This is a genomic window from Streptomyces cathayae (genome assembly GCF_029760955.1).
GTDB classification, from domain to species: Bacteria; Actinomycetota; Actinomycetes; order Streptomycetales; family Streptomycetaceae; genus Streptomyces; species Streptomyces cathayae.
The window spans coordinates 3,582,808-3,604,182 of the sequence record NZ_CP121682.1 but is presented as its reverse complement, the minus strand read 5'-3'; the positions used below and the strand labels follow the sequence as shown (position 1 = coordinate 3,604,182).

The window sequence follows — 21,375 nt, the reverse complement described above, 5'->3', positions numbered from 1 at the left end:
GATCTGTATCTGTATGGGGAGTTGAGATGTATCAGCTGGTACGGGCACGGCTGCGTGCCCTGGTGTGCGGGATGCGGGCGACGCGGAGGGACGCCGGAATGGTCACTTCCGAGTACGCGATGGGCATCGTGGCGGCGGTGGCGTTCGCCGTGGTGCTCTACAAGGTGGTGACGAGCGGACCGGTCGACGCGGCGCTGACGAGGATCGTGGAGCAGGCGCTCGATGGCCGGATGTGAGCGCCGGACGTACGACGAGCCCTGTGCGCGGCGTGCGTGGCGTGCGGACCGGGGGTTCGTGACGGCGGAGGCGGCGATGGTGCTGCCTGTGCTGGTGACGTTCACGATGGCGCTGGTGTGGGGGCTGCTGGTGGTGGCGGCGCAGATCCAGTGCGTGGACGCGGCCCGCACGGGTGCCCGCGCGGCGGCCCGGCAGGATCCCCCCGGCGCGGTCGTCGAGGTGGCCCGCCGGGCGGCGCCGTCCGGGGCGGAGGTCACCGTGAGCCGGGAGGGGGCGTGGGCCCGTGTGGTCGTCGTGGCCAGGCTCCCGGTGCTGAGCGGGCTGCCCTTCGACGTACGGGAGGAGGCGGTGGCCGCCGTGGAGGAGACGGTGGGGGCGGGCACATGAGGAGAGGGGGGCTCTGTAACCACAGCCACAGCCACAGCCCCCGGCGCCGGCGCCGATGGCCGGACGGCCGGCTCCCCGCCGGGGTCCTCGGCGGGGTCCGCGGACGCGGACGCGACCGAGGGTCCGCGACCGTCTGGAGCGTCGGGGTGATCGCCGTGCTGTGTGTCGTCTTCGGCGTCGTCCTCGTTCTCGGCCAGGCCGCCGTGGTCCGGCATCGGGCGGCCGGGGGCGCGGACCTCGCCGCGCTGGCGGCGGCGGACCGGTGGAGGGACGGCGAGGCGGCGGCCTGCGCACGGGCCGACCGGGTGGCACGGGCGCAGAACACCCGCCTCGTGCGGTGCGCCGTCGACGGCGAGGTCTCGGACGTGTCGGTGGCCTCCGGACGAGAGCCGTTCGCGGCGGAGATCAGGGCACGGGCGGGGCCTGCCGGTCCGCCTCCCCCGCCGGCGGTTCCCCCGCCTGCGCCGGGGCCCCCTCCAGCAGCACCGTGAGCAGCCGCACCGCGCCCCGCTTGTGCAGAGGGTCGTTGCCGTTGCCGCACTTGGGGGACTGGATGCAGGAGGGGCACCCGGCCTCGCACTCGCAGGACGCGATGGCCTGCCGGGTGGCGGTGAGCCAGTCACCGGCGGTGTGGAAGGCACGCTCCGCGAAACCCGCCCCGCCCGGATGCCCGTCGTAGACGAAGACGGTGGGCAGCAGGGTGTCGGGGTGCAGGGGGACGGAGACGCCGCCGATGTCCCAGCGGTCGCAGGTCGCGAAGAGGGGCAGCATGCCGATCGACGCGTGCTCGGCGGCGTGCAGGGCACCGCCGAGGATCTCCGGGTTGATCCTGGCCCGGTCCAACTGGTCCTCGGTGACCGTCCACCACACCGCGCGGGTGCGCAGCGTACGAGGAGGCAGGTCGAGTTTCGTCTCGCCCAGCACCTCGCCGGTGACGACCCGTCGACGAAGGAAGGAGACCACCTGGTTGGTGACCTCGACGGAACCGAAGCACAGGCGGCCGTCGCCCCACGGGACCTCGGTGTCCGTCTCCAGCACGGAGATGGACGTGGTGTCGCGGGCGACCGTCGTGTAGGACGGGGCGGCCTGCTCGACCAGGGCGACGGAATCGTCCAGGTCGAGGGAGCGGACGAGATAGGTGCGGCCCTGGTGGAGGTGGACCGCGCCCTCGTGGACGGCCGTGTGCGCGGCGCTCGCGTCCACCGTGCCGAGCAGTCGTCCGGTACCGGACTCGACGACCTGGACCGGCCGGCCGCCCTCCCCGCGGATGTCGGTCAGGTCGGCGGCCCGCTCCCGGCGGGTCCAGTGCCAGGCCTTCGTCCGGCGGCGGAGCAGCTTCGCGGCCTCCAGTTGTGGCAGGAGTTCCCCGGCGGCGGGTCCGAACAGTGCCAGGTCCTCGTCCGTCAGGGGCAGTTCCTCGGCCGCCGCGCACAGGTGCGGGGCGAGCACGTAGGGGTTGTCTGGGTCGAGGACGGTGGATTCCACGGGCCGGTCGAACAGGGCTTCGGGGTGGTGGACGAGGAAGGTGTCCAGGGGGTCGTCGCGGGCGACCAGGATGGCGAGGGCACCCTGCCCGGAGCGTCCCGCGCGGCCGGCCTGCTGCCACAGGGACGCCCGGGTGCCCGGGTAGCCGGCGATCACGACGGCGTCCAGGCCGGAGATGTCCACGCCGAGTTCCAGGGCGTTCGTCGCGGCGAGTCCGAGGAGTTCGCCGGAGTGCAGGGCGCGTTCGAGGGCACGGCGCTCCTCGGGGAGGTAGCCGCCCCGGTAGGCCGCCACGCGCCGGGCCAGGGAGCGGTCGCCCGCGGCGCCGGCCGCTGATGCCACTTCGGCGAGGCGTTCCTGGGCGATCACCGAGATGAGCTCGGCGCCGCGCCGGGAGCGTACGAAGGTGACCGAGCGGACGCCCTGCACGGTGAGGTCGGTCAGCAGGTCGGCGGCCTCGGCGGTGGCCGTGCGGCGCACGGGGGCGCCCTTCTCGCCGTGCAGTTCGGTCAGCGGGGGCTCCCAGAGGGCGAACACCAGTTCACCGCGCGGTGAGGCGTCGTCGGCGACCTCGACCACCGGCAGTCCGGTGAGCCGGCGGGCGGCGACCGCGGGCTCGGCGGCGGTCGCGGAGGCCAGCAGGAAGACGGGCGAGGAGCCGTAACGTGCACAGAGGCGGCGCAGCCGGCGCAGCACCTGGGCGACGTGCGAGCCGAAGACGCCCCGGTAGGTGTGGCACTCGTCGACGACGACGTACTTCAGCGACTTCAGGAAGGAGGACCAGCGGGGGTGGGACGGGAGCACGGCCCGGTGCAGCATGTCCGGGTTGGTCAGCACGTAGTTGGCGTGCAGGCGGATCCACTCGCGTTCCTCGAACGGAGTGTCGCCGTCGTGGACCGCCGCGCGCACCGAATGGCCCAGAGGTTGTGAAAGTTCCTTCACAGCGCGGCACTGGTCGGCCGCGAGGGCCTTGGTGGGAGCGAGGTAGAGGGCGGTCGCCCCCCGGCCGTTCGGAGCCTCGGAGCCGTCCAGGAGCGCCGACAGGACGGGCGTGAGGTACGCCAGGGACTTGCCGGAGGCGGTACCGGTGGCGACCACGACCGACTCGCCGTCCAGGGCGTGCTCGGCGGCCCGTGCCTGGTGGGCCCAGGGACGGTCGATGCCCGCCGCCCGCACGGCGGCGAGCACCTCCGGGCGAATCCGGTCCGGCCAGAGGGCATGGCGACCCGCTCGCGGGGGCAAGTGCTCCGTATGTGTGATGCGCGAAGCCCGGCTCGGCCCGGCGGCGAGCCGGGACAGGAGCGCCCCCGGCGCGGGCCGGGAGGCGCTGTCCGTCAGGGGCCGATCGGGTCGGAGATTCTTGGCCATCGGCACCGAGTGTGTCACCGGCATGACGGACAATGGGACCAAGGCGTCGTGCACGCCTGCCGGTAAGTGATTGAATGCCATCGCGGCTGGCGAACCGTCCCGGGGGCTGAGCCGAGATGCCCCAAGGGCGACCGCTCGATAGCTAGGTGCTGGAGGATCCGTGGACCTGTCCCTGTCGACCGAGACCATGGGCGATCGCACGATCGTCAGGGTCGGTGGCGAAATCGACGTATATACCGCGCCCAAGCTGCGCGAGCAGCTGGTCGAGTTGGTGAATGACGGCAGTTTCCACCTTGTCGTCGACATGGAGGGTGTGGACTTCCTGGATTCAACCGGACTCGGCGTGCTGGTCGGCGGACTGAAGCGGGTGCGTGCCCATGAGGGCTCGCTGCGCCTGGTCTGCAACCAGGAGCGCATTCTCAAGATCTTCCGTATCACCGGCCTCACCAAGGTGTTCCCGATTCACACCTCGGTCGAGGAAGCGGTGGCGGCCACCGACTGATCATCGGGTCCGGGCGTCCGCGTCCGGGCAGAGCAGTGAAGTAGGAGGAGGACCGGGCTCTTCGGCAGCCCGGCCTCTCCACCGCACGCCCGAAGTCTGCGAGGGGGATGCATGGCCACCGTTGAGCTCCGCTTCAGCGCGCTGCCCGAGCATGTCAGGACCGCCCGGCTGGTGGCGGCGGCGGTGGCGCGTAGGGCCGGAGTGGACGAGACGGTCCTCGACGAGGTCCGGCTCGCCGTCGGGGAGGCGTGCACCCGGGCCGTCGGACTCCACCGGAACGGTGGAATCTCGGCCCCCGTGAAGGTGCTGCTGACCGAGGAGGAGAAGCAGTTCTCCATCGAGGTCGGTGACGAGGCACCCCATCCGGCTCCCGGCGGGCGGACGCCCGGCGACGGGCCGGGAGGCGCCGAGGCCGAGAGCGAGGAGGACGCGATGGGCCTCGCGGTCATCAGCGGACTCGTCGACGACGTCGAGGTCAGCTCCGGGGAGCACGGCGGGACGATCCGTATGAGGTGGTCCACCACGCCGCCGGCCACCTTCCACGGCTGACCCGCCCGACCGCTCGCCCCGGCCGGCCGCCTGAGCGCCCGGCCGCCCGACCCGAGTCACCCGAACAGCGACTTCTTTTCCGAAGGGCCCCACCCGTGGGGCCCTTCGGCATGTGCGGGTATCACCACCCACGCTTACTGTGGTTTCTGTTCCGCCGTTCCCGTGCGGTTCACCGCGTGAATTCATTCACGATCCATCGGGCGATCGGTGAATGCTCCAGAGGCATTACAGGTGATCATGGCGTGAAGAGGATGTGCGGCGATTTACATTTAACGCGCTCTGTTTCGATCAGGTTCCGGGTACCTAGAATCCCGTCCACATCTTGAGCTCAGCCCAAGCGTCAAGGAGGACGAATGGCGGGGCTTTCCGTCTCACATCAGTCGGGCCAACCCATCTCTCTCGCAGCAGCCGTGCTGACCGACGACAACCGTGTGCTCGTGGTGGTCATCGGGGTCGTGGCACTGGCGGCACTGGTGGTCGCGGGCGTCCTGGTGCGCCAGGTACTCGCGGCCGGCGAGGGCACCGACAGCATGAAGGAGATCGCCGCAGCGGTCCAGGAGGGCGCGAACGCCTACCTGGCCCGCCAGCTGCGCACACTCGGCGTTTTCGCCGTCGTCGTGTTCTTCCTGCTCATGCTGCTGCCCGCGGACGACTGGAATCAGCGTGCCGGGCGATCGGTGTTCTTCTTGATCGGAGCAGCGTTCTCGGCGGCCACCGGATATATCGGTATGTGGCTCGCCGTGCGCACCAACGTGCGAGTCGCCGCGGCGGCCCGCGAGGCGACACCGGCTCCCGGAGAGCCGGAAAGGGATCTCACCGCCGTCTCGCACAAAGCGATGAAGATCGCTTTTCGCACGGGCGGCGTGGTCGGCATGTTCACCGTCGGGCTCGGCCTGCTGGGCGCCACCTGCGTGGTGCTCGTGTACGCGGCCGACGCGCCGAAGGTGCTCGAGGGATTCGGGCTCGGGGCCGCGCTGATCGCGATGTTCATGCGGGTCGGCGGCGGCATCTTCACCAAGGCCGCCGACGTCGGTGCCGACCTGGTCGGCAAGGTCGAGAAGGGCATTCCGGAGGACGATCCGCGCAATGCCGCGACCATCGCCGACAACGTGGGCGACAACGTCGGTGACTGCGCGGGCATGGCGGCCGACCTGTTCGAGTCGTACGCCGTGACGCTGGTGGCCGCGCTGATCCTGGGCTCGGCCGCCTTCGGTAACGCCGGACTGGCCTTCCCGCTGCTGGTGCCCGCGATCGGCGTCCTCACCGCGATGGTCGGCATCTTCGCGGTGGCTCCGAGACGTTCCGACCGCAGCGGCATGAGCGCGATCAACCGCGGGTTCTTCATCTCCGCGGTGATCTCCCTCGTCCTGGTCGCGATCGCCGTGTTCATCTATCTGCCGTCGTCCTACGCCGGCCTCGACGGCGTCACCGACGAGGCGATCCAGGGCATGGACGGCGACCCGCGGATCCTCGCACTCGTCGCGGTGGCCATCGGCATCGTGCTCGCCGCCCTGATCCAGCAGCTCACCGGCTACTTCACCGAGACCACCCGGCGTCCCGTCAGGGACATCGGCAAGACCTCGCTCACCGGCCCGGCCACCGTCGTCCTCGCCGGTATCTCCCTCGGGCTCGAATCGGCCGTCTACACCGCCCTGTTGATCGGCCTCGGCGTGTACGGGGCCTTCCTGCTCGGCGGTACGTCGATCATGCTGGCGCTGTTCGCGGTGGCGCTGGCCGGCACCGGCCTGCTCACCACGGTCGGTGTGATCGTCGCGATGGACACCTTCGGACCGGTCTCCGACAACGCGCAGGGCATCGCCGAGATGTCCGGCGACGTCGAGGGCGCGGGCGCCCAGGTGCTCACCGACCTGGACGCCGTCGGCAACACCACCAAGGCCATCACCAAGGGCATCGCCATCGCCACGGCCGTGCTCGCGGCGGCGGCGCTGTTCGGCTCCTACCGTGACGCCATCACCACCGGCGCGAGGGAAGTGGGCGAACGGCTCAGCGGCGAGGGCGCGCCGATGAGCCTGATGATGGACATCTCGCAGCCCAACAACCTCGTCGGGCTCATCGCGGGCGCGGCGGTCGTCTTCCTCTTCTCGGGGCTGGCGATCAACGCGGTCTCGCGGTCGGCGGGTTCGGTGGTCTACGAGGTGCGGCGGCAGTTCCGCGAGAAGCCCGGCATCATGGATTACAGCGAGAAACCGGAGTACGGCAAGGTCGTCGACATCTGTACCAGGGACGCCCTGCGCGAACTCGCCACACCCGGTCTGCTGGCCGTGATGGCGCCCATCTTCATCGGGTTCACGCTCGGCGTCGGAGCGCTCGGCGCCTTCCTCGCGGGCGCGATCGGCACGGGCACACTGATGGCGGTGTTCCTCGCCAACTCCGGTGGCGCGTGGGACAACGCGAAGAAGCTCGTCGAGGACGGCCACCACGGCGGCAAGGGCAGCGAGGCCCACGAGGCCACCGTCATCGGTGACACCGTCGGCGACCCCTTCAAGGACACCGCGGGGCCGGCCATCAACCCCCTGCTGAAGGTGATGAACCTGGTGGCGCTGCTCATCGCGCCCGCGGTCATCCAGTTCTCCTACGGCGCGGACAAGAGCGTCGCCGTACGGGTGCTGATCGCGGTCCTGGCGCTGGCCGTGATCGCCGGTTCGGTGTACGTGTCCAAACGGCGCGGTATCGCCATGGGTGACGAAGGCAACTCCGAACCTGACCCCAAGTCGGTCGACCCGGCGGTGGTTTCGTAGGTCCAGTCACCGAAGGCATGCTCACGGTGCGGGCGGGCGGCGCGAGTTGACGCGTCGCCCGCCCGCACCGTGCGGTGCGCGCCTCCTTGCCGTGAGCCTTCTCTCGCTTGGTGCAAATGGCTTCAAAACTCGCCTTGACGGACGCCCGGCAGGGGGGTGTCGCCCATCTGGCGTGTATGTTCCGGGGCCGGGAGCCAAGGAAGGGGCCAATCCGGTGAACAAGAAGCTCGCGGCCGCGCTGTCCGGCGGTGCGGTACTGGTGCTGGCGCTGACGGGATGCGGCGGCGACGACGGCAACGAGAAGCTGGATTCCTGGGCGAACCAGGTCTGTGACGCGGTGCAGCCGCAGGCGAAGAAGATCGCGGCCGCCAACGCCGCGATCCAGAAGGAGACCTCGGACAACAGCACACCGGAGGATGTCCAGAAGACCGACTCGAAGGCCTTCCAGGACATGTCCGACGCCTACAAGGCGATCGGCGCGGCCGTGAACAAGGCGGGGGCGCCGGACGTCGAGAACGGCGAGAAGAAGCAGACGGACGCCGTCAAGGAACTCAACGGCATCTCCGCGTCGTACGCCTCCCTGAAGAAGCAGGTCGACGATCTCGACACGGACGACCAGGCGAAGTTCGCCGACGGCCTGAAGGACATCGCCACCGAGCTGGACAAGCTCAGCAAGAGCGGCAACAACGCCCTCAAGACACTGGAGGAGGGCGAGGTCGGCAAGGCGATGGCCCGCCAGCCCAGCTGCAAGACGGCCACCGCTCCGGGGCAGGCCACGCAGGGCTGACGGCGCGGCAGCCGAGGCCGTCACGGAGGTCGTGGCGGTCGTGGGGGCCACGGCACGCGGGGGGCGAGGGCGGCGGCCACAATGGAGAGTGTGAGTAACACCGGCCTGCCGCCCTTGCCCCTGCCCCCCTCGGTCCCCTCAGCTCCTCCGGCTCCGTCACCCGGCCGTTCCGACACCGCCGCCCGTCTCCGCGACGCGCTGCTCAAGGCCTCCTTCACCGCCGACGGACTGCTCGAACTGCTCGGCGCTCCCGCGTACGCGGCGCTGGCCCGCAGCGAGACCGTGCCCGCGTTCCGGGCGACGCGCGGTGACACGCCGCTGGAGACACTCGTACGGCTGTTCCTGTTGCAGCAACCCGTGCCCCGCGCACGCGTGGCGGACGTTCTGCCGGTCGACGCCTGCCTGGCGGACGGGTGGCTGGCGCGGGTCGGCGCGGACGAGCTCACCGCGACCGTGGACGTACGGCCGTACGGCGGGCCCGCGGGCGAGGACTGGTTCATCGTGTCCGACCTGGGCTGCGCGGTCGGCGGCGCCGGCGGCATCGGCAGCCGGGAGGAGGGAGTCGTCCTCGGCGTCGGCGGGGCGTCCATGACCCTGGCCGGGATCACCGTCCGCACGCCCGCCGCCTCCGCGCTCGACCTCGGCACCGGCTCCGGCATCCAGGCACTGCACGCCACCCGGCACGCCACGCGCGTGACGGCGACGGACGTCAACCCGCGCGCGCTGCACATCACCGCGCTCACCCTGGCCCTCTCCGGGGCCCCGGCCGCCGAGCTGCGCGAGGGGTCGCTGTTCGCACCGGTCCGGGAGGACGAGACGTACGACCTGATCGTCTCCAACCCGCCCTTCGTGATCTCGCCGGGCGCGCGGCTCACCTACCGCGACGGCGGGATGGGCGGGGACGATCTGTGCCGCACGCTCGTTCAGGAGGCGGGGGAACGACTGCGTGAAGGCGGGTTCGCGCAGTTCCTCGCCAACTGGCAGCACGTCGAAGGGGAGGACTGGCAGGACAGGCTCAGGTCATGGGTGCCCCGCGGGTGCGATGCCTGGATCGTGCAGCGTGAGGTGCAGGACGTCACCCAGTACGCCGAGCTGTGGCTCCGGGACGCCGGCGACCACCGCGGCGACGCGGCCGACTACCAGGCACGCTACGACGCCTGGCTGGACGAGTTCGAGGCGCGCGACGTGAAGGCCGTCGGCTTCGGCTGGATCACCCTGCGCAAGTCGGGCGCCGCCCTGCCGTCGGTCACGGTGGAGGAGTGGCCGCATCCGGTCGAGCAGCCGCTCGGGGACACGGTGCGGGCCCACTTCGAGCGGCTCGACTACCTCCGTGCGCACGACGACGCGGCGCTGCTCGAGGCGAGCTTCCGGTTGGTCGACGAGGTCGTGCAGGAGCAGGTCGGGCTGCCCGGCGCGGAGGACCCGGAGCATGTGGTGCTGCGCCAGAACCGAGGGATGCGCCGGGCCACCCGGGTGGACACGATCGGCGCGGGCTTCGCGGGCGTGTGCGACGGCACGATGGGCGCGGGCCGCATCCTGGACGCCATCGCCCAGCTCCTCGGCGAGGACCCGGTGCTGCTGCGCGACCGCACGCCCGCCCAGATCCGGCTGCTGGTGGAGCAGGGGTTCCTGGAACCGGTCGGGTGACCGGTGGCGGAGTGGCGAGGACGGCGGGTGCCCAGTGGTGCGGTACACGGTGCGGGGAGCGTGCCCGGCAGGTGCTCGGAGAACTGTTCGGAGAAGTGTTCGGTTCGCCAACTTTCGAGTCGTTCCGGACACCTTCACCGGGAGCCGGGCCGCGCCGGCCGCCGTCCCACCCACCCCCGTCGTCCCCGCGTTCACCTCCGGTTCGCCTACGCGCCGCTCGTGCGTGTCAGCCTCATCTTCGGGCCGGCGTCAGCGGCCCGGGGGAAGGGGCTCAGGGAACCATGGAGAGCGGACCGGCGATCTTCGCGGGGCTGGTGTTCTGCCTGTTCGGGGGCGGGTTGCTGGCCTGGACCGTGACGGGCGTCCGCCGCGGTCGCCCGGTGGCCCAGGGTGTGAGCCCCGTCGCATCGGCCGGCGTCGCGAGCCTCGTCTCGCTGATCTCCCTCGTCCTCGGCGTGTGGTGTCTCACCCGCTTCTGAGGACCGTCGGCGAACTGGGGATTCGGGTAATCGAGAGGTCGCGCTCCGCAGAGGAGCGGGCCGGGTCCGGACAGTCCGGGCGGCAGGAACGGTGCAAGTCGGGTTACCGTTCGAGTGGCCGTTGCGGGCTTTTCCCGTTTGACACGGGGGCGGGAGGTACCGTCACACTCCGCAGCGTCACGAGCCGTGAATGCAGACCCGACCCCGGGACGAGAGCCCGGGGAGGCCCCAGTGTCGACCGGAGAGAAGAGCGAAGTTGTCCCCGACCAGCGAGACCGCGAAGGGCGGCCGCCGACTCGTCATCGTCGAGTCGCCTGCCAAGGCGAAGACGATCAAGGGCTATCTCGGCCCTGGCTACATCGTCGAGGCGAGCGTCGGGCATATTCGCGACCTTCCCAACGGCGCCGCGGAGGTGCCCGAGAAGTACACCGGTGAGGTCCGCCGTCTCGGTGTGGACGTCGAACACGACTTCCAGCCGATCTATGTGGTCAACGCCGACAAAAGGGCCCAGGTCAAGAAGCTCAAGGACCTGCTGAAGGAGTCCGACGAGCTCTTCCTCGCCACCGATGAGGACCGCGAGGGCGAGGCCATCGCCTGGCACCTCCAGGAAGTCCTCAAGCCGAAGATCCCGGTCAAGCGGATGGTCTTCCACGAGATCACCAAGGACGCGATCCGCGAGGCCGTGGCCAACCCGCGCCAGCTCAACCAGAAGCTGGTCGACGCCCAGGAGACCCGCCGCATCCTCGACCGCCTCTACGGCTACGAGGTCTCGCCGGTCCTGTGGAAGAAGGTCATGCCCCGGCTGTCCGCCGGCCGTGTCCAGTCCGTCGCCACCCGGCTGGTGGTCGAGCGGGAACGCGAGCGCATCGCCTTCCGTTCCGCCGAGTACTGGGACCTGACGGGCACCTTTTCCCCCACCTCCGGCTTCGCTCCGGCGGGGGGACCCCCATCCGGCCGCGCGGGGGACGCCTCCGATCCGGCGTCGCTGGTCGCCCGTCTCCAGAGCGTCGACGGCAGGCGCGTCGCTCAGGGCCGCGACTTCGACTCCCTGGGCCGGCTCAAGAGCGCGAACACCCTCCAGCTCGACGAGGCGAACGCCCGCGCCCTGGCCGCCGCCCTGGAGAACACGCGGTTCTCCGTGCGGTCCGTCGAGTCCAAGCCGTACCGCCGCTCGCCGTACGCCCCGTTCCGTACGACGACACTGCAGCAGGAGGCGAGCCGCAAGCTCGGCTACGGCGCGAAGGCCACCATGCAGATCGCGCAGAAGCTGTACGAGAACGGCTACATCACCTACATGCGTACGGACTCGACGACGCTGAGCGAGACGGCGGTCGCCGCCGCCCGCGCCCAGGTCACGCAGCTGTACGGCGCCGACTACCTGCCGCCGCAGCCGCGCACCTACGCCGGGAAGGTGAAGAACGCCCAGGAGGCGCACGAGGCGATCCGCCCCTCCGGCGACCGTTTCCGCACCCCGGCCGAGACCGGCCTGACCGGCGACCAGTTCCGGCTCTACGAGCTGATCTGGAAGCGGACCGTCGCCTCCCAGATGAAGGACGCCACCGGTAACTCCGTCACCGTGAAGATCGGCGGCACCGCGTCCGACGGCCGGGACGTCGAGTTCACCGCGTCCGGCAAGACCATCACCTTCCACGGCTTCCTGAAGGCGTACGTCGAGGGCGCGGACGACCCGAACGCCGAGCTCGACGACCGCGAGCGCCGGCTGCCGCAGGTCGCCGAGGGCGACGCCCTGACCGCCGAGAAGATCTCGGTCGACGGCCACGCCACCAAGCCGCCGGCCCGCTACACCGAGGCGTCGCTGGTCAAGGAGCTGGAGGAGCGGGAGATCGGCCGCCCGTCGACGTACGCGTCGATCATCGGCACGATCCTCGACCGCGGCTATGTGTTCAAGAAGGGCACGGCCCTGGTGCCGTCCTTCCTCTCCTTCGCCGTGGTCAACCTGCTGGAGAAGCACTTCGGCCGGCTCGTCGACTACGACTTCACCGCCAAGATGGAGGACGACCTCGACCGCATCGCACGCGGTGAGGCGCAGTCCGTGCCGTGGCTGAAGCGGTTCTACTTCGGCGAGACCGTGCCCGACAGCGGCTTCGCCGCGGGCGGCACCGGCACCGACAACGGTGGCGCGGCCGAGGCGGGCAACGGCGACGGGGACCACCTCGGCGGCCTCAAGGAACTGGTGACCGACCTGGGCGCGATCGACGCCCGCGAGGTGTCGTCGTTCCCGGTGGGCGACGGCATCGTGCTGCGGGTCGGGCGCTACGGCCCGTACGTCGAGCGCGGTGAGAAGGACGCGGAGGGTCACCAGCGGGCCGACGTCCCCGAGGACCTGGCGCCCGACGAGCTGACCGTCGAACTGGCCGAGGAACTGCTCGCCAAGCCGAGCGGCGACTTCGAGCTGGGCACCGACCCGGCGACCGGCCGCCCGATCGTCGCCAAGGACGGCCGCTACGGGCCGTACGTCACGGAGATCCTCCCCGAGGGCACGCCGAAGACCGGCAAGAACGCGGTCAAGCCGCGCACCGCCTCCCTCTTCAAGTCGATGTCCCTGGACACGGTGACGCTCGACGACGCGCTGAAGCTGATGTCGCTGCCGCGCGTGGTCGGCGCCGACGCCGAGGGCGTGGAGATCACCGCGCAGAACGGCCGCTACGGGCCGTATCTGAAGAAGGGCACCGACTCGCGGTCGCTGCAGTCCGAGGAGCAGCTCTTCACGATCACGCTGGAGGAGGCGCTGGCGATCTACGCCCAGCCCAAGCAGCGTGGCCGGGCCGCGGCCAAGCCGCCGCTGAAGGAGCTGGGTGAGGACCCGGTCAGCGGGAAGCCGGTCGTGGTGAAGGACGGCCGCTTCGGTCCGTACGTCACCGACGGCGAGACCAACGCGACCCTGCGCTCCGGTGACAGCGTCGAGACGATCACCCGGGAGCGCGGCTTCGAGCTGCTGGCCGAGAAGCGCGCCAAGGGGCCCGCCAAGAAGACGGCCGCCAAGAAGACCCCGGCCAAGAAGACGGCCGCCAAGAAGGCCCCGGCGAAGAAGACGGCGGCGGCGAAGAAGACCGCGGCGAAGTCCACGACAGCGAAGACCACGACGGCGAAGAAGACGACGGCGACCAAGGCCGCCGCGAAGAAGGCGACGGCCGTGAACGGCGCCGAGGACTGAGGCGCCCTCGGGACCCCGTGCGGCACGGCGGTCCGTCGTCCGCTCCCAGGTGTGGATCTTCGCCAAGGGTTCGGAATGCGAACGCCCCGGCACCACTTCGGTGCCGGGGCGTGCGCATGCCAGGGTGAAGCGCCGTGATGTCGGCGCGGGCCGATAGGCTGAACGCATGATGCGAGCCGAACCGCCAGCGGCCCCTCAACCGGCCCCCGACGACGCACTGGTCGCGGACTCCCGCGAGCGCGCCGTCCGCGCCCTGCTGCGCCGTCCGCAGCTGAAACGGCTGTGGAGCGCGCAGTTCGTGGGCGGCGTCGGTGACATCCTCGCCCTCCTCGTACTGGTCCTCCTCGTCCTCCAGGCGACGATCGCCGAAGGTTCGTTCGGCGGCGGCTCCCGGGGCGCCGCGTTCGCAGTGGCGACCGTTTTCGGGGTGCGGATCCTCGCGACGCTGCTGTTCGGCGCCGTTCTCCTCGGCCCGCTCACGGCGCTCACCTCGCCGGACGGACCGCTGGACCGCCGCTGGACCATGGTCGGCGCGGACGGGCTGCGGGCGGCCCTGCTCATCGTCGCCCCGCTGTGGATCGACTGGATGCCCGCAAACGCCCTGGCCGTCCTCCTCGTCACCGCCTTCGTGACATCGGTCGCCGAGCGGTTCTGGACGGTGTGCCGGGAGGGCGCGGCCCCCGCGCTGCTGCCCGCCCCGCCCCCGGAGGGCGCGACGGTGCGGCCGTTGCCGGACCACATGGACGCGCTGCGCCGCCTGTCGCTGCGCACGACCTTCGTGGTGGTACCGGTCGCGGCCCTCGTACTCGTCGTCGCCGGGCTGTTCAACAACCTGCTGGGCACGGGCGTCGACTGGTTCGCCCAGCACCAGGCGGCCCTCGCCTCGTACGTCGCGGCCGGACTGTTCGCCGCGTCGCTGTCGATCCTGACCTTCCTCGAGCTGCCCGCCGTGCGCACCCCGCGCCCGCGCTCACCGCTGGAGGGGCTGCGCCGCCCGAAGAGCGCCGCCGGCGCCGGTCCCGACAAGGGCCGCACCGGCGTGATGCCACTGCTGGTGCTGGCGTCCGGCCTGGTGGCCGCCGCGGTGTCGGCCGCCGTCGCGGTGTTCGTGCTGCACGCCACGGACCTGGGCGGCGGGCCCGTGCTGTACGGCCTGCTGGTGGGCGCGCTGACCGGCGGTGTCGTCGTCGGCATACGGACGGCGCCCTCCCTGCTGCCGTCGCTGTCGCGGCGCCGCCTGCTCGCCCTGGCGCTCGCCTTCACCGGCGTCGCGCTGCTGGCCGCCGGTCTGGTGCCGGACGTCACCAGCGTGCTGCTGCTCGTCGTGCTGGCCGGCGTGGGCGCGGGCATCGCGGCCAACACCGGGCACACGCTGCTCGACCAGGAGATCGAGGACCAGCGGCGGGCCCGTACGACGGAGCACCTGCACGCGGTCGTCCGCGTCTTCGTGGCACTCGGCGCGGTGATCGCCCCACTGGTGGCCGCGGCCATCGGGCCGCACCGGCTGGAGAGCGGCCGGTTCGTCTTCGCGCACGGCGGTGCCGCGTTCACGCTGATGCTGGTGGGCGCGCTGCTGCTGCCGGTGGCCGCGCTGGTGCTGGCCAAGGTCGACGACCGTTCCGGGGTGCCGCTGCGCCAGGATCTGCGGGACGCGCTGCTCGGCGGCGACGACCCGGTACCGGTCCCGGCGGGCGCCGGCTTCTTCATCGCCCTGGAGGGCGGCGACGGGGCCGGGAAGTCCACCCAGGCCGAGGCGCTCGCCGAGTGGATCCGGGCCAAGGGCCACGAGGTCGTGCTCACGCGCGAGCCAGGGGCGACCCCCGTCGGCAAGCGGCTGCGGTCGATCCTGCTGGACGTCTCCAGCGCCGGGCTGTCCCACCGCGCGGAGGCGCTGCTGTACGCGGCGGACCGCGCCGAGCACATCGACACGGTCGTACGGCCCGCACTGGAGCGCGGCGCCGTCGTCGTCTCCGACCGCTACATCGATTCCTCGGTGGCCTACCAGGGCGCCGGACGCGACCTGTCCCCGACCGAGATCGCCCGCATCAACCGCTGGGCGACCAACGGCCTCGTGCCGCACCTCACCGTGCTGCTGGACGTGGCGCCGGAGACCGCGCGCGAGAGGTTCACCGAGGCACCGGACCGGCTGGAGTCGGAGCCCGCCGAGTTCCACGCACGCGTGCGGGCCGGTTTCCTCACCCTGGCCGCGGCCGACCCCGGCCGGTACCTGGTGGTCGACGCCGGCCAGGAGCCGGACGCGGTCGGCACCGTGATCCGGCACCGGCTCGACCAGGTGCTGCCGCTCTCCGAGGCCGAGATCCGGGCCCGTGAGGAGGCGCGGCGCAAGGCCGAGGAGGAGGCCCGCCGCAAGGCGGAGGAGGAAGCGGCGCGCAAGGCCGAGGAGGAGCGCCTGGAGCGCGAGCGCCAGGAGCTGATGGAACGGCTGCGTGCCGAGGAGGAGGAGCGCAAGCGGCGCGAGCTGGAGGAGGCGCAGCGGCGCGAGGCCGAACGGCAGGCGGAGGAGGCCCGGCAGCGTGCCGAGGAGGCCGCCCGCCGAGCCGAGGAGGAGCGCCGGCGGCTCCTCGCCGAGGAGAAGGCACGGGCGGAGGAGGAGACCCGGCGCAGGGCCGAGGAGGAGCGCCGCCGCAAGCAGGCCGAGGAGGCGGAGCGGCTGCACGCCGAGGCCGAGGCGCTGCGCCTGGAGAAGCAGCGCAAGGCCGAGGACGCGCTGCGGCGGGCCGAGGAGGCCCGGCGCAGCGCGGAACGGGCCGCGGCCGCGGCGGAGACGGGCCCCAAGGCGACGGACGGGGCCGGTCCCTTCGGGGCGGTGCCGGGCGCCACGGACGAGACGGCGGTGCTGCCGAGGGTGCCGGGCACGGGCCGGCGTGACGCAGGGCCTCCCGGTTCCTCCGGGGCGTCGGTGCCGCCGGTGCCGTCGGCTTCGTCCGGGCCTTCCGCGGCCGAGGTGACCACCGAGCTGCCGCAGGTGTCGGTTCCGCCCCGGGCGGCCGACGAGACCGAGGTGCTGCCCGCTGTGCCGCCGCGGGGTGACGTGGAGGAGACGGCGGTACTGCCCGCGGTCCCACGGGACGACAATGAGGTGAGCACACGCGAGCTGCCCCAGGTCGACCTCGAGAACATGCCGGGCCGGAACAGGCAGCGTCCGGACTGGGCCGAGGAGACCCCGCTGGACGACCTGCCGACGCTGGCGGACGAACTGCTGGGCCCGCGCGGCGACGGCCAGGGCGGGCGCGGCGACGAGGGTGGCCGGGGCCGGGGCCGCTGACAGGAGTGGCGGTGCCTCGTACGCGGTGGACGTGACGGAGGTGCGGTGGACGTGACGAAGACGCGGCGGATGGAAGGGCGGCGTGACCCATGACCGTGTGGGACGACCTCGTCGGGCAGCAGCGGGTGAGTGAACAGCTCACCGCCGCCGCCCGGGACGCCGACGCCCTCGTCACCGCCGCGGCGGCCGGCGCCCCCGCGCCGGCGGCGTCGAAGATGACCCACGCCTGGCTGTTCACGGGCCCGCCCGGCGCCGGACGCCACCAGACGGCGCGCGCCTTCGCCGCCGCGCTGCAGTGCGTCAGCCCCGACCGTGCCCTCGGCGGAGTCCCGGGCTGCGGATTCTGCGACGGCTGCCACACCGCCCTGATCGGCACCCACGCCGACGTGAGCACGATCACCGCCGTCGGCGCGATGATCCTGGTGCGCGACATGCGCGACACCGTCCGCAAGTCGTTCACCGCCCCGGCGAACGGCCGCTGGCAGGTGATCCTCGTCGAGGACGCCGAGCGGCTGAACGAGAGCTCCGCCAACGCCGTCCTCAAGGCCGTGGAGGAGCCCGCCCCCCGTACGGTCTGGCTGCTCTGCGCCCCGTCGGTCGAGGACGTCCTGCCGACGATCCGCTCCCGCTGCCGCCACCTCAACCTGAGCACGCCCTCCGTGGACGCCGTCGCCGACCTGCTCGTACGACGCGAGGGCGTCGAGCCGGACGTGGCGGCCGCCGTCGCCCGCGCCACCCAGGGCCATGTCGACCGGGCCCGCCGCCTGGCCACCGACCCGGCGGCCCGCGAGCGCCGCGCCGCCGTGCTGAAGCTGCCGCTGCGGGTCGACGACGTGGGGAGCGCGCTCAAGGCGGCCCAGGAACTCGTCGACGCCGCCGCCGAGGACGCCAGACAACTGGCCGAGCAGATGGACACCAAGGAGACCGACGAGCTGAAGGCGGCGCTCGGCGCGGTCCAGGGCGGTCGGCTGCCCCGCGGTACGGCGGGTGTGGTCAAGGACCTGGAGGACATGCAGAAGCGCCGCCGAACGCGTACGCAACGGGACAGCCTCGACGTGGCCCTGACCGACCTCACCAGCTTCTACCGCGACGTCCTCGCGCTCCAGCTCGGCTCCCGCGTCGCCCTCGCCAACACGGACGCCGAGGAGGCCCTGGAGCGCCTGGCGCGCGGCAGCTCCCCCGAGTCCACACTCCGCCGCCTCGAGTCGATCGCCGCCTGCCGCGACGCCCTCGACCGCAACGTGGCCCCGCTGCTGGCCGTGGAGGCGATGACCATGGCACTCAGAGCGGGCTGAATCCGCGCGCCCCGTAACTCGTACGGGGCACGGGGCGCACACAAAGCACTCGGGCCGTCGCTCACAGTTACGCTCGCATCATGCACACACGGCGCACCCTTCACCGCAGGACCCGCACCGCAGCCACGCTGCTCGCCGCCGCCGCGCTCCTGGTCTCCGGCTGCTCCTCCGGGAGTACGACGAGCACCACCGGTTCCGCGAAGTCGGCGGCGAAGGAGACGGCGACACTGGCCGCACTGCCCCGCGCCACACCCGCGGCGCTCACTCCGTACTACGAGCAGAAGCCGAAGTGGCGCGACTGCGGGGCGCCCGGCTTCCAGTGCGCCACGCTGAAGGCCCCGCTCGACTACGCCGACCCGTCCGCCGGTGACATCCGCCTCGCCGTGTCCCGGAAGAAGGCCACGGGCCCGGGGGAGCGGCTGGGCTCGCTGCTGATCAACCCCGGCGGGCCGGGCGGCTCGGCGATCGGCTACCTCCAGGCGTACGCCGGCATCGGCTACCCCGCCGAGGTGCGCGCCCGCTACGACATGGTGGCCGTCGACCCGCGGGGCGTGGCCCGCAGCGAACCCGTCGAGTGCCTGGACGGCCCCGAGATGGACACGTACACACAGACGGACGTCACACCGGACGACGCGAAGGAGACCGACACGCTGGTCGCCGCGTACCGGAGGTTCGCCGAGGGCTGCGGGGCGGACGCGCCGAAGCTGCTGCGCCATGTGTCGACCGTCGAGGCGGCCCGGGACATGGACATCGTGCGGGCGGCGCTGGGCGACGAGAAGCTGAACTACGTGGGTGCCTCCTACGGCACCTTCCTCGGGGCGACGTACGCGGGGCTCTTCCCGGACCGGACGGGCCGGCTGGTGCTGGACGGCGCGCTGGACCCCTCGCTGTCGGCGCGGCAGCTCAACATCGAGCAGACGGCGGGCTTCGACACGGCGTTCACGGCCTTCGCGAAGGACTGCGTACGACAGAGCGACTGCCCCCTCGGCGGCCGGAACACCGGTGTCGAACAGGTCGGCGAGAACCTGAAGGAGTTCTTCGCCGAACTCGACGCCCGGCCGATCCCCACCGGGGACACCGCGGGCCGCAGGCTCACCGAGTCGCTGGCCACCACCGGCGTGATCGCGGCCATGTACGACGAGGGCGCCTGGCCACGGCTGCGCGCGGCACTGACGGCGGCGATGAAGAAGAACGACGGCGCCGGACTCCTGGCCCTCTCCGACAGCTACTACGAACGCGACGCCAAGGGCGACTACGCGAACCTGATGTTCGCCAACGCCGCCGTGAACTGCCTGGACCTCCCGCCCGCCTTCACCTCCCCGGACCAGGTACGGGGCGCCCTCCCCGACTTCGAGAAGGCCTCCCCGGTCTTCGGCGAGAGCTTCGCCTGGGCCGCCCTGAACTGCGAGTACTGGCCGGTCGGCGCCACGGGCAAGCCCCAGCGCATCGAGGCGAAGGGCGCGGCCCCGATCGTCGTCGTCGGTACCACCCGCGACCCCGCCACCCCCTACCGCTGGGCCGAGTCCCTCGCCGACCAGCTCTCCTCGGCCCGCCTGCTCACCTACGAGGGCGACGGCCACACCGCCTACGGCCGGGGCAGCGACTGCATCGACTCCGCGATCAACACCTACCTCCTCCGCGGCACCCCGCCCACGAACGGAAAGCGCTGTTCCTAGCCGGTGCACCCACCCCGGAGGCAGGCCCCCGGCCCGCCTCCGGGGTGGGTACGGAGCACCATCCGAAACTGTGTAGACTTACCGACGTCGCTGATCGCACCATGGTGCCGACAGCGTGCGCCGCCTTAGCTCAGATGGCCAGAGCAACGCACTCGTAATGCGTAGGTCTCGGGTTCGAATCCCGAAGGCGGCTCTCCGAAGAAGGTCCAGCTCCACACCCTTGAGCTGGACCTTTTCCGTTCAGCGGACGCGCCGACGGCGCTGCGCCCGGACCGCCGAGGCATCGCCTGCGTGAGCGATGCGCAACTCACTCCCGTCGAGAGAAGACCGTCGACCGGACCCTGCCCGCAGCACGAGCATCAGCAGAACGGAGTCGCCCGCCTGAAGTCCTGGCGGATGTCGAACGGATGCCGAGGCAGCCCACACCACATGACGCCGGTTGACAGCTCTGCCCTTGCCCTGGAGTGGCAACGCTGAAGGGACTCACTGATCGGCTTCGGCCTTCGGATCGACCCGATGAGCGCCCAGGTGGTTTCTGTGCGTCAGCGGGTGGCAGTCGGCAGCGATCGCGCGGGATCACCGGCCGGCGCGCAGAGCGGTGACCGGTGCCGATGGCGATCGATCCGGGCGAGGACGAAGTCGTCCGCGGAGACGGTTCCCGATGTTCCAGGAGCCCGCCGTGCGACCGTCGGCCGATGGGGGAGGTGGCTTGTGCCCAGAGGCGCTCGGTATCGACTCGACTGACGGAATGGCCCATGCCGTTACTGGCATGGGCTCACTGAATCTTTGCCAGTAACGGATCATGACGTTGCGTGATCGTTCAGATGGTGCGGTCGTACTCGAGCTGGAGCAGGACGAGGGCTGCGGCGGCGATCTGCGTGATCCGGCTGGGGTCGAGGCTGACCCTGCGCAGGGCCTTGAAGGTGGTCTTGAGCAGGGAGTTGGCGCGCTCGCAGACGCCGTGGATGCCGCGGATGACCTTGTTGTAGGTCTGCTGGGTCTCGGTCAGCTTGCCGCCCGCGGGCTTCTTGTGCGGGTGGCGGAAGCCGTCGCCGGCGTTCTCGTAGCCGAGGTCGACCAGGGTCGGCATGTCCAGCTCGGCGGCGATGCGGCCCAGGCCGTCGATCAGGCCGTGGCGGCGGGCGCAGGTGGTGTCGTGCTCGCGGCCGGGCCGGACCGGTGAGACCCAGATCGGCCAGCCGTCCGGGGTGGCGATGACCTGCACGTTTCCTCCGTGGTGCTGGTGCTTCCCGGACCACCACAGGTCCGCGCCGTTGGGGCCGGGGGCGGCGACGCGGTCGGTGCGGATGATGGTGCCGTCGAGGTTGAGATGCGTCAGCCCGGCCGCCTTCGCGCGCTCCAGCGCGGTCGCGAGGTCCGGTGCCCCGGCGGACAGCACGGTCAGTCCTTCGTGGAGGTAGCGGTAGGCGGTGGAGGTCGACAGTCCGTTGTCGCAGGCGAGTTGGGACAGGCGGGTGCCGTCGGTGAACCAGCGCAGGATGAGCACCGCCTGCTTGAAGCAGCCCAGTGCACGCCGTCCCTTGCGGGTCCTGGCCGCGATCCGGTGGTCGTGCAGCAGTCGGGCCAGGTGCTCGGCGGTGGACCGCTTCACATCGAGTACGGCGGTGTATGTGACACTGGTCGGCACGTAAGGCCCCTCGGTCGGATCTTTCTGTCGCAAGATCGTTCCTACCAGGGGCCTTATGCCTGCCCGGACTTGGGGATGCCACGGGCCGCAGTGCC

General features: G+C 71.6%; 15 protein-coding genes and 1 tRNA gene. 14 read left to right on the top strand and 2 right to left on the bottom strand.

Features of this window, described 5'->3' with window-relative positions; translation table 11 throughout:
- Nucleotides 1-26 precede the first annotated feature (26 nt).
- Genes PYS65_RS16305 through PYS65_RS16295 form a run of 3 tightly spaced genes read left to right on the top strand, consistent with a single transcriptional unit; the run spans nt 27 to nt 1,115 of the window.
- Nucleotides 27-236, top strand: a complete 210-nt coding sequence (locus PYS65_RS16305) for a DUF4244 domain-containing protein (RefSeq protein WP_279334681.1) — start codon at nt 27-29, stop codon at nt 234-236.
- On the top strand, nt 223-624 hold the full coding sequence (locus tag PYS65_RS16300; protein WP_279334680.1) for a TadE family type IV pilus minor pilin: 402 nt from the start codon (nt 223-225) through the stop codon (nt 622-624). Before PYS65_RS16305 ends, PYS65_RS16300 begins: the two co-directional genes overlap by 14 nt.
- Complete coding sequence (locus PYS65_RS16295) at nt 621-1,115, top strand: Rv3654c family TadE-like protein (RefSeq protein ID WP_423836095.1); 495 nt, start codon at nt 621-623, stop codon at nt 1,113-1,115. Before PYS65_RS16300 ends, PYS65_RS16295 begins: the two co-directional genes overlap by 4 nt.
- On the opposite strand, the gene PYS65_RS16290 is transcribed toward PYS65_RS16295, so the two are convergent.
- Nucleotides 1,030-3,558, bottom strand: coding sequence for a DEAD/DEAH box helicase (locus PYS65_RS16290; RefSeq protein WP_279334678.1), 2,529 nt, complete (start codon nt 3,556-3,558; stop codon nt 1,030-1,032). The genes PYS65_RS16295 and PYS65_RS16290 overlap by 86 nt on opposite strands.
- Nucleotides 3,559-3,637: 79 nt before the next feature.
- Here PYS65_RS16290 and bldG point away from each other — a divergent pair, with 79 nt between their 5' ends.
- The 11 genes from bldG (at nt 3,638) to PYS65_RS16235 (ending at nt 19,825) form a co-directional block, all read left to right on the top strand.
- Nucleotides 3,638-3,979, top strand: a complete 342-nt coding sequence (gene bldG / locus PYS65_RS16285; protein WP_003991900.1) for an anti-sigma factor antagonist BldG — start codon at nt 3,638-3,640, stop codon at nt 3,977-3,979.
- Between the two features lie 111 nt (nt 3,980-4,090).
- A complete protein-coding gene (locus tag PYS65_RS16280) occupies nt 4,091-4,528 on the top strand; it encodes an ATP-binding protein (protein WP_279334677.1) in 438 nt (145 codons plus the stop codon).
- 353 nt (nt 4,529-4,881) lie between these two features.
- On the top strand, nt 4,882-7,287 hold the full coding sequence (locus tag PYS65_RS16275; RefSeq protein WP_279334676.1) for a sodium-translocating pyrophosphatase: 2,406 nt from the start codon (nt 4,882-4,884) through the stop codon (nt 7,285-7,287).
- Between the two features lie 214 nt (nt 7,288-7,501).
- Entirely contained in the window at nt 7,502-8,074 is a 573-nt protein-coding gene (locus tag PYS65_RS16270; protein ID WP_279334675.1) for a small secreted protein, read from the top strand.
- Nucleotides 8,075-8,155: 81 nt separating this feature from the next.
- Complete coding sequence (locus tag PYS65_RS16265; RefSeq protein ID WP_279334674.1) at nt 8,156-9,721, top strand: DUF7059 domain-containing protein; 1,566 nt, start codon at nt 8,156-8,158, stop codon at nt 9,719-9,721.
- A 281-nt stretch (nt 9,722-10,002) separates the two neighbouring features.
- The gene (locus PYS65_RS16260) at nt 10,003-10,200 is read left to right on the top strand and encodes a hypothetical protein (RefSeq protein WP_279334673.1); all 198 of its coding nucleotides are present in this window, start codon (nt 10,003-10,005) and stop codon (nt 10,198-10,200) included.
- A 256-nt stretch (nt 10,201-10,456) separates the two neighbouring features.
- Nucleotides 10,457-13,375 carry a type I DNA topoisomerase gene (gene topA, locus PYS65_RS16255; RefSeq protein WP_279334672.1) on the top strand — a complete coding sequence of 973 codons (2,919 nt, stop codon included), beginning with the start codon at nt 10,457-10,459 and terminating at the stop codon, nt 13,373-13,375.
- Between the two features lie 166 nt (nt 13,376-13,541).
- Nucleotides 13,542-16,661 (top strand): dTMP kinase, encoded by a 3,120-nt coding sequence (tmk, locus tag PYS65_RS16250; protein ID WP_279334671.1) that lies wholly within the window; start codon nt 13,542-13,544, stop codon nt 16,659-16,661.
- Between the two features lie 89 nt (nt 16,662-16,750).
- On the top strand, nt 16,751-17,956 hold the full coding sequence (locus PYS65_RS16245; RefSeq protein ID WP_279334670.1) for a DNA polymerase III subunit delta': 1,206 nt from the start codon (nt 16,751-16,753) through the stop codon (nt 17,954-17,956).
- A gap of 80 nt (nt 17,957-18,036) precedes the next feature.
- Nucleotides 18,037-19,632 (top strand): alpha/beta hydrolase, encoded by a 1,596-nt coding sequence (locus tag PYS65_RS16240; protein WP_279334669.1) that lies wholly within the window; start codon nt 18,037-18,039, stop codon nt 19,630-19,632.
- Between the two features lie 119 nt (nt 19,633-19,751).
- A tRNA-Thr gene (locus tag PYS65_RS16235) sits at nt 19,752-19,825 on the top strand.
- Between the two features lie 627 nt (nt 19,826-20,452).
- On the opposite strand, the gene PYS65_RS16230 is transcribed toward PYS65_RS16235, so the two are convergent.
- On the bottom strand, nt 20,453-21,280 hold the full coding sequence (locus tag PYS65_RS16230; RefSeq protein ID WP_279334668.1) for an HARBI1 family protein: 828 nt from the start codon (nt 21,278-21,280) through the stop codon (nt 20,453-20,455).
- Between the last annotated feature and the right edge of the window lie 95 nt (nt 21,281-21,375).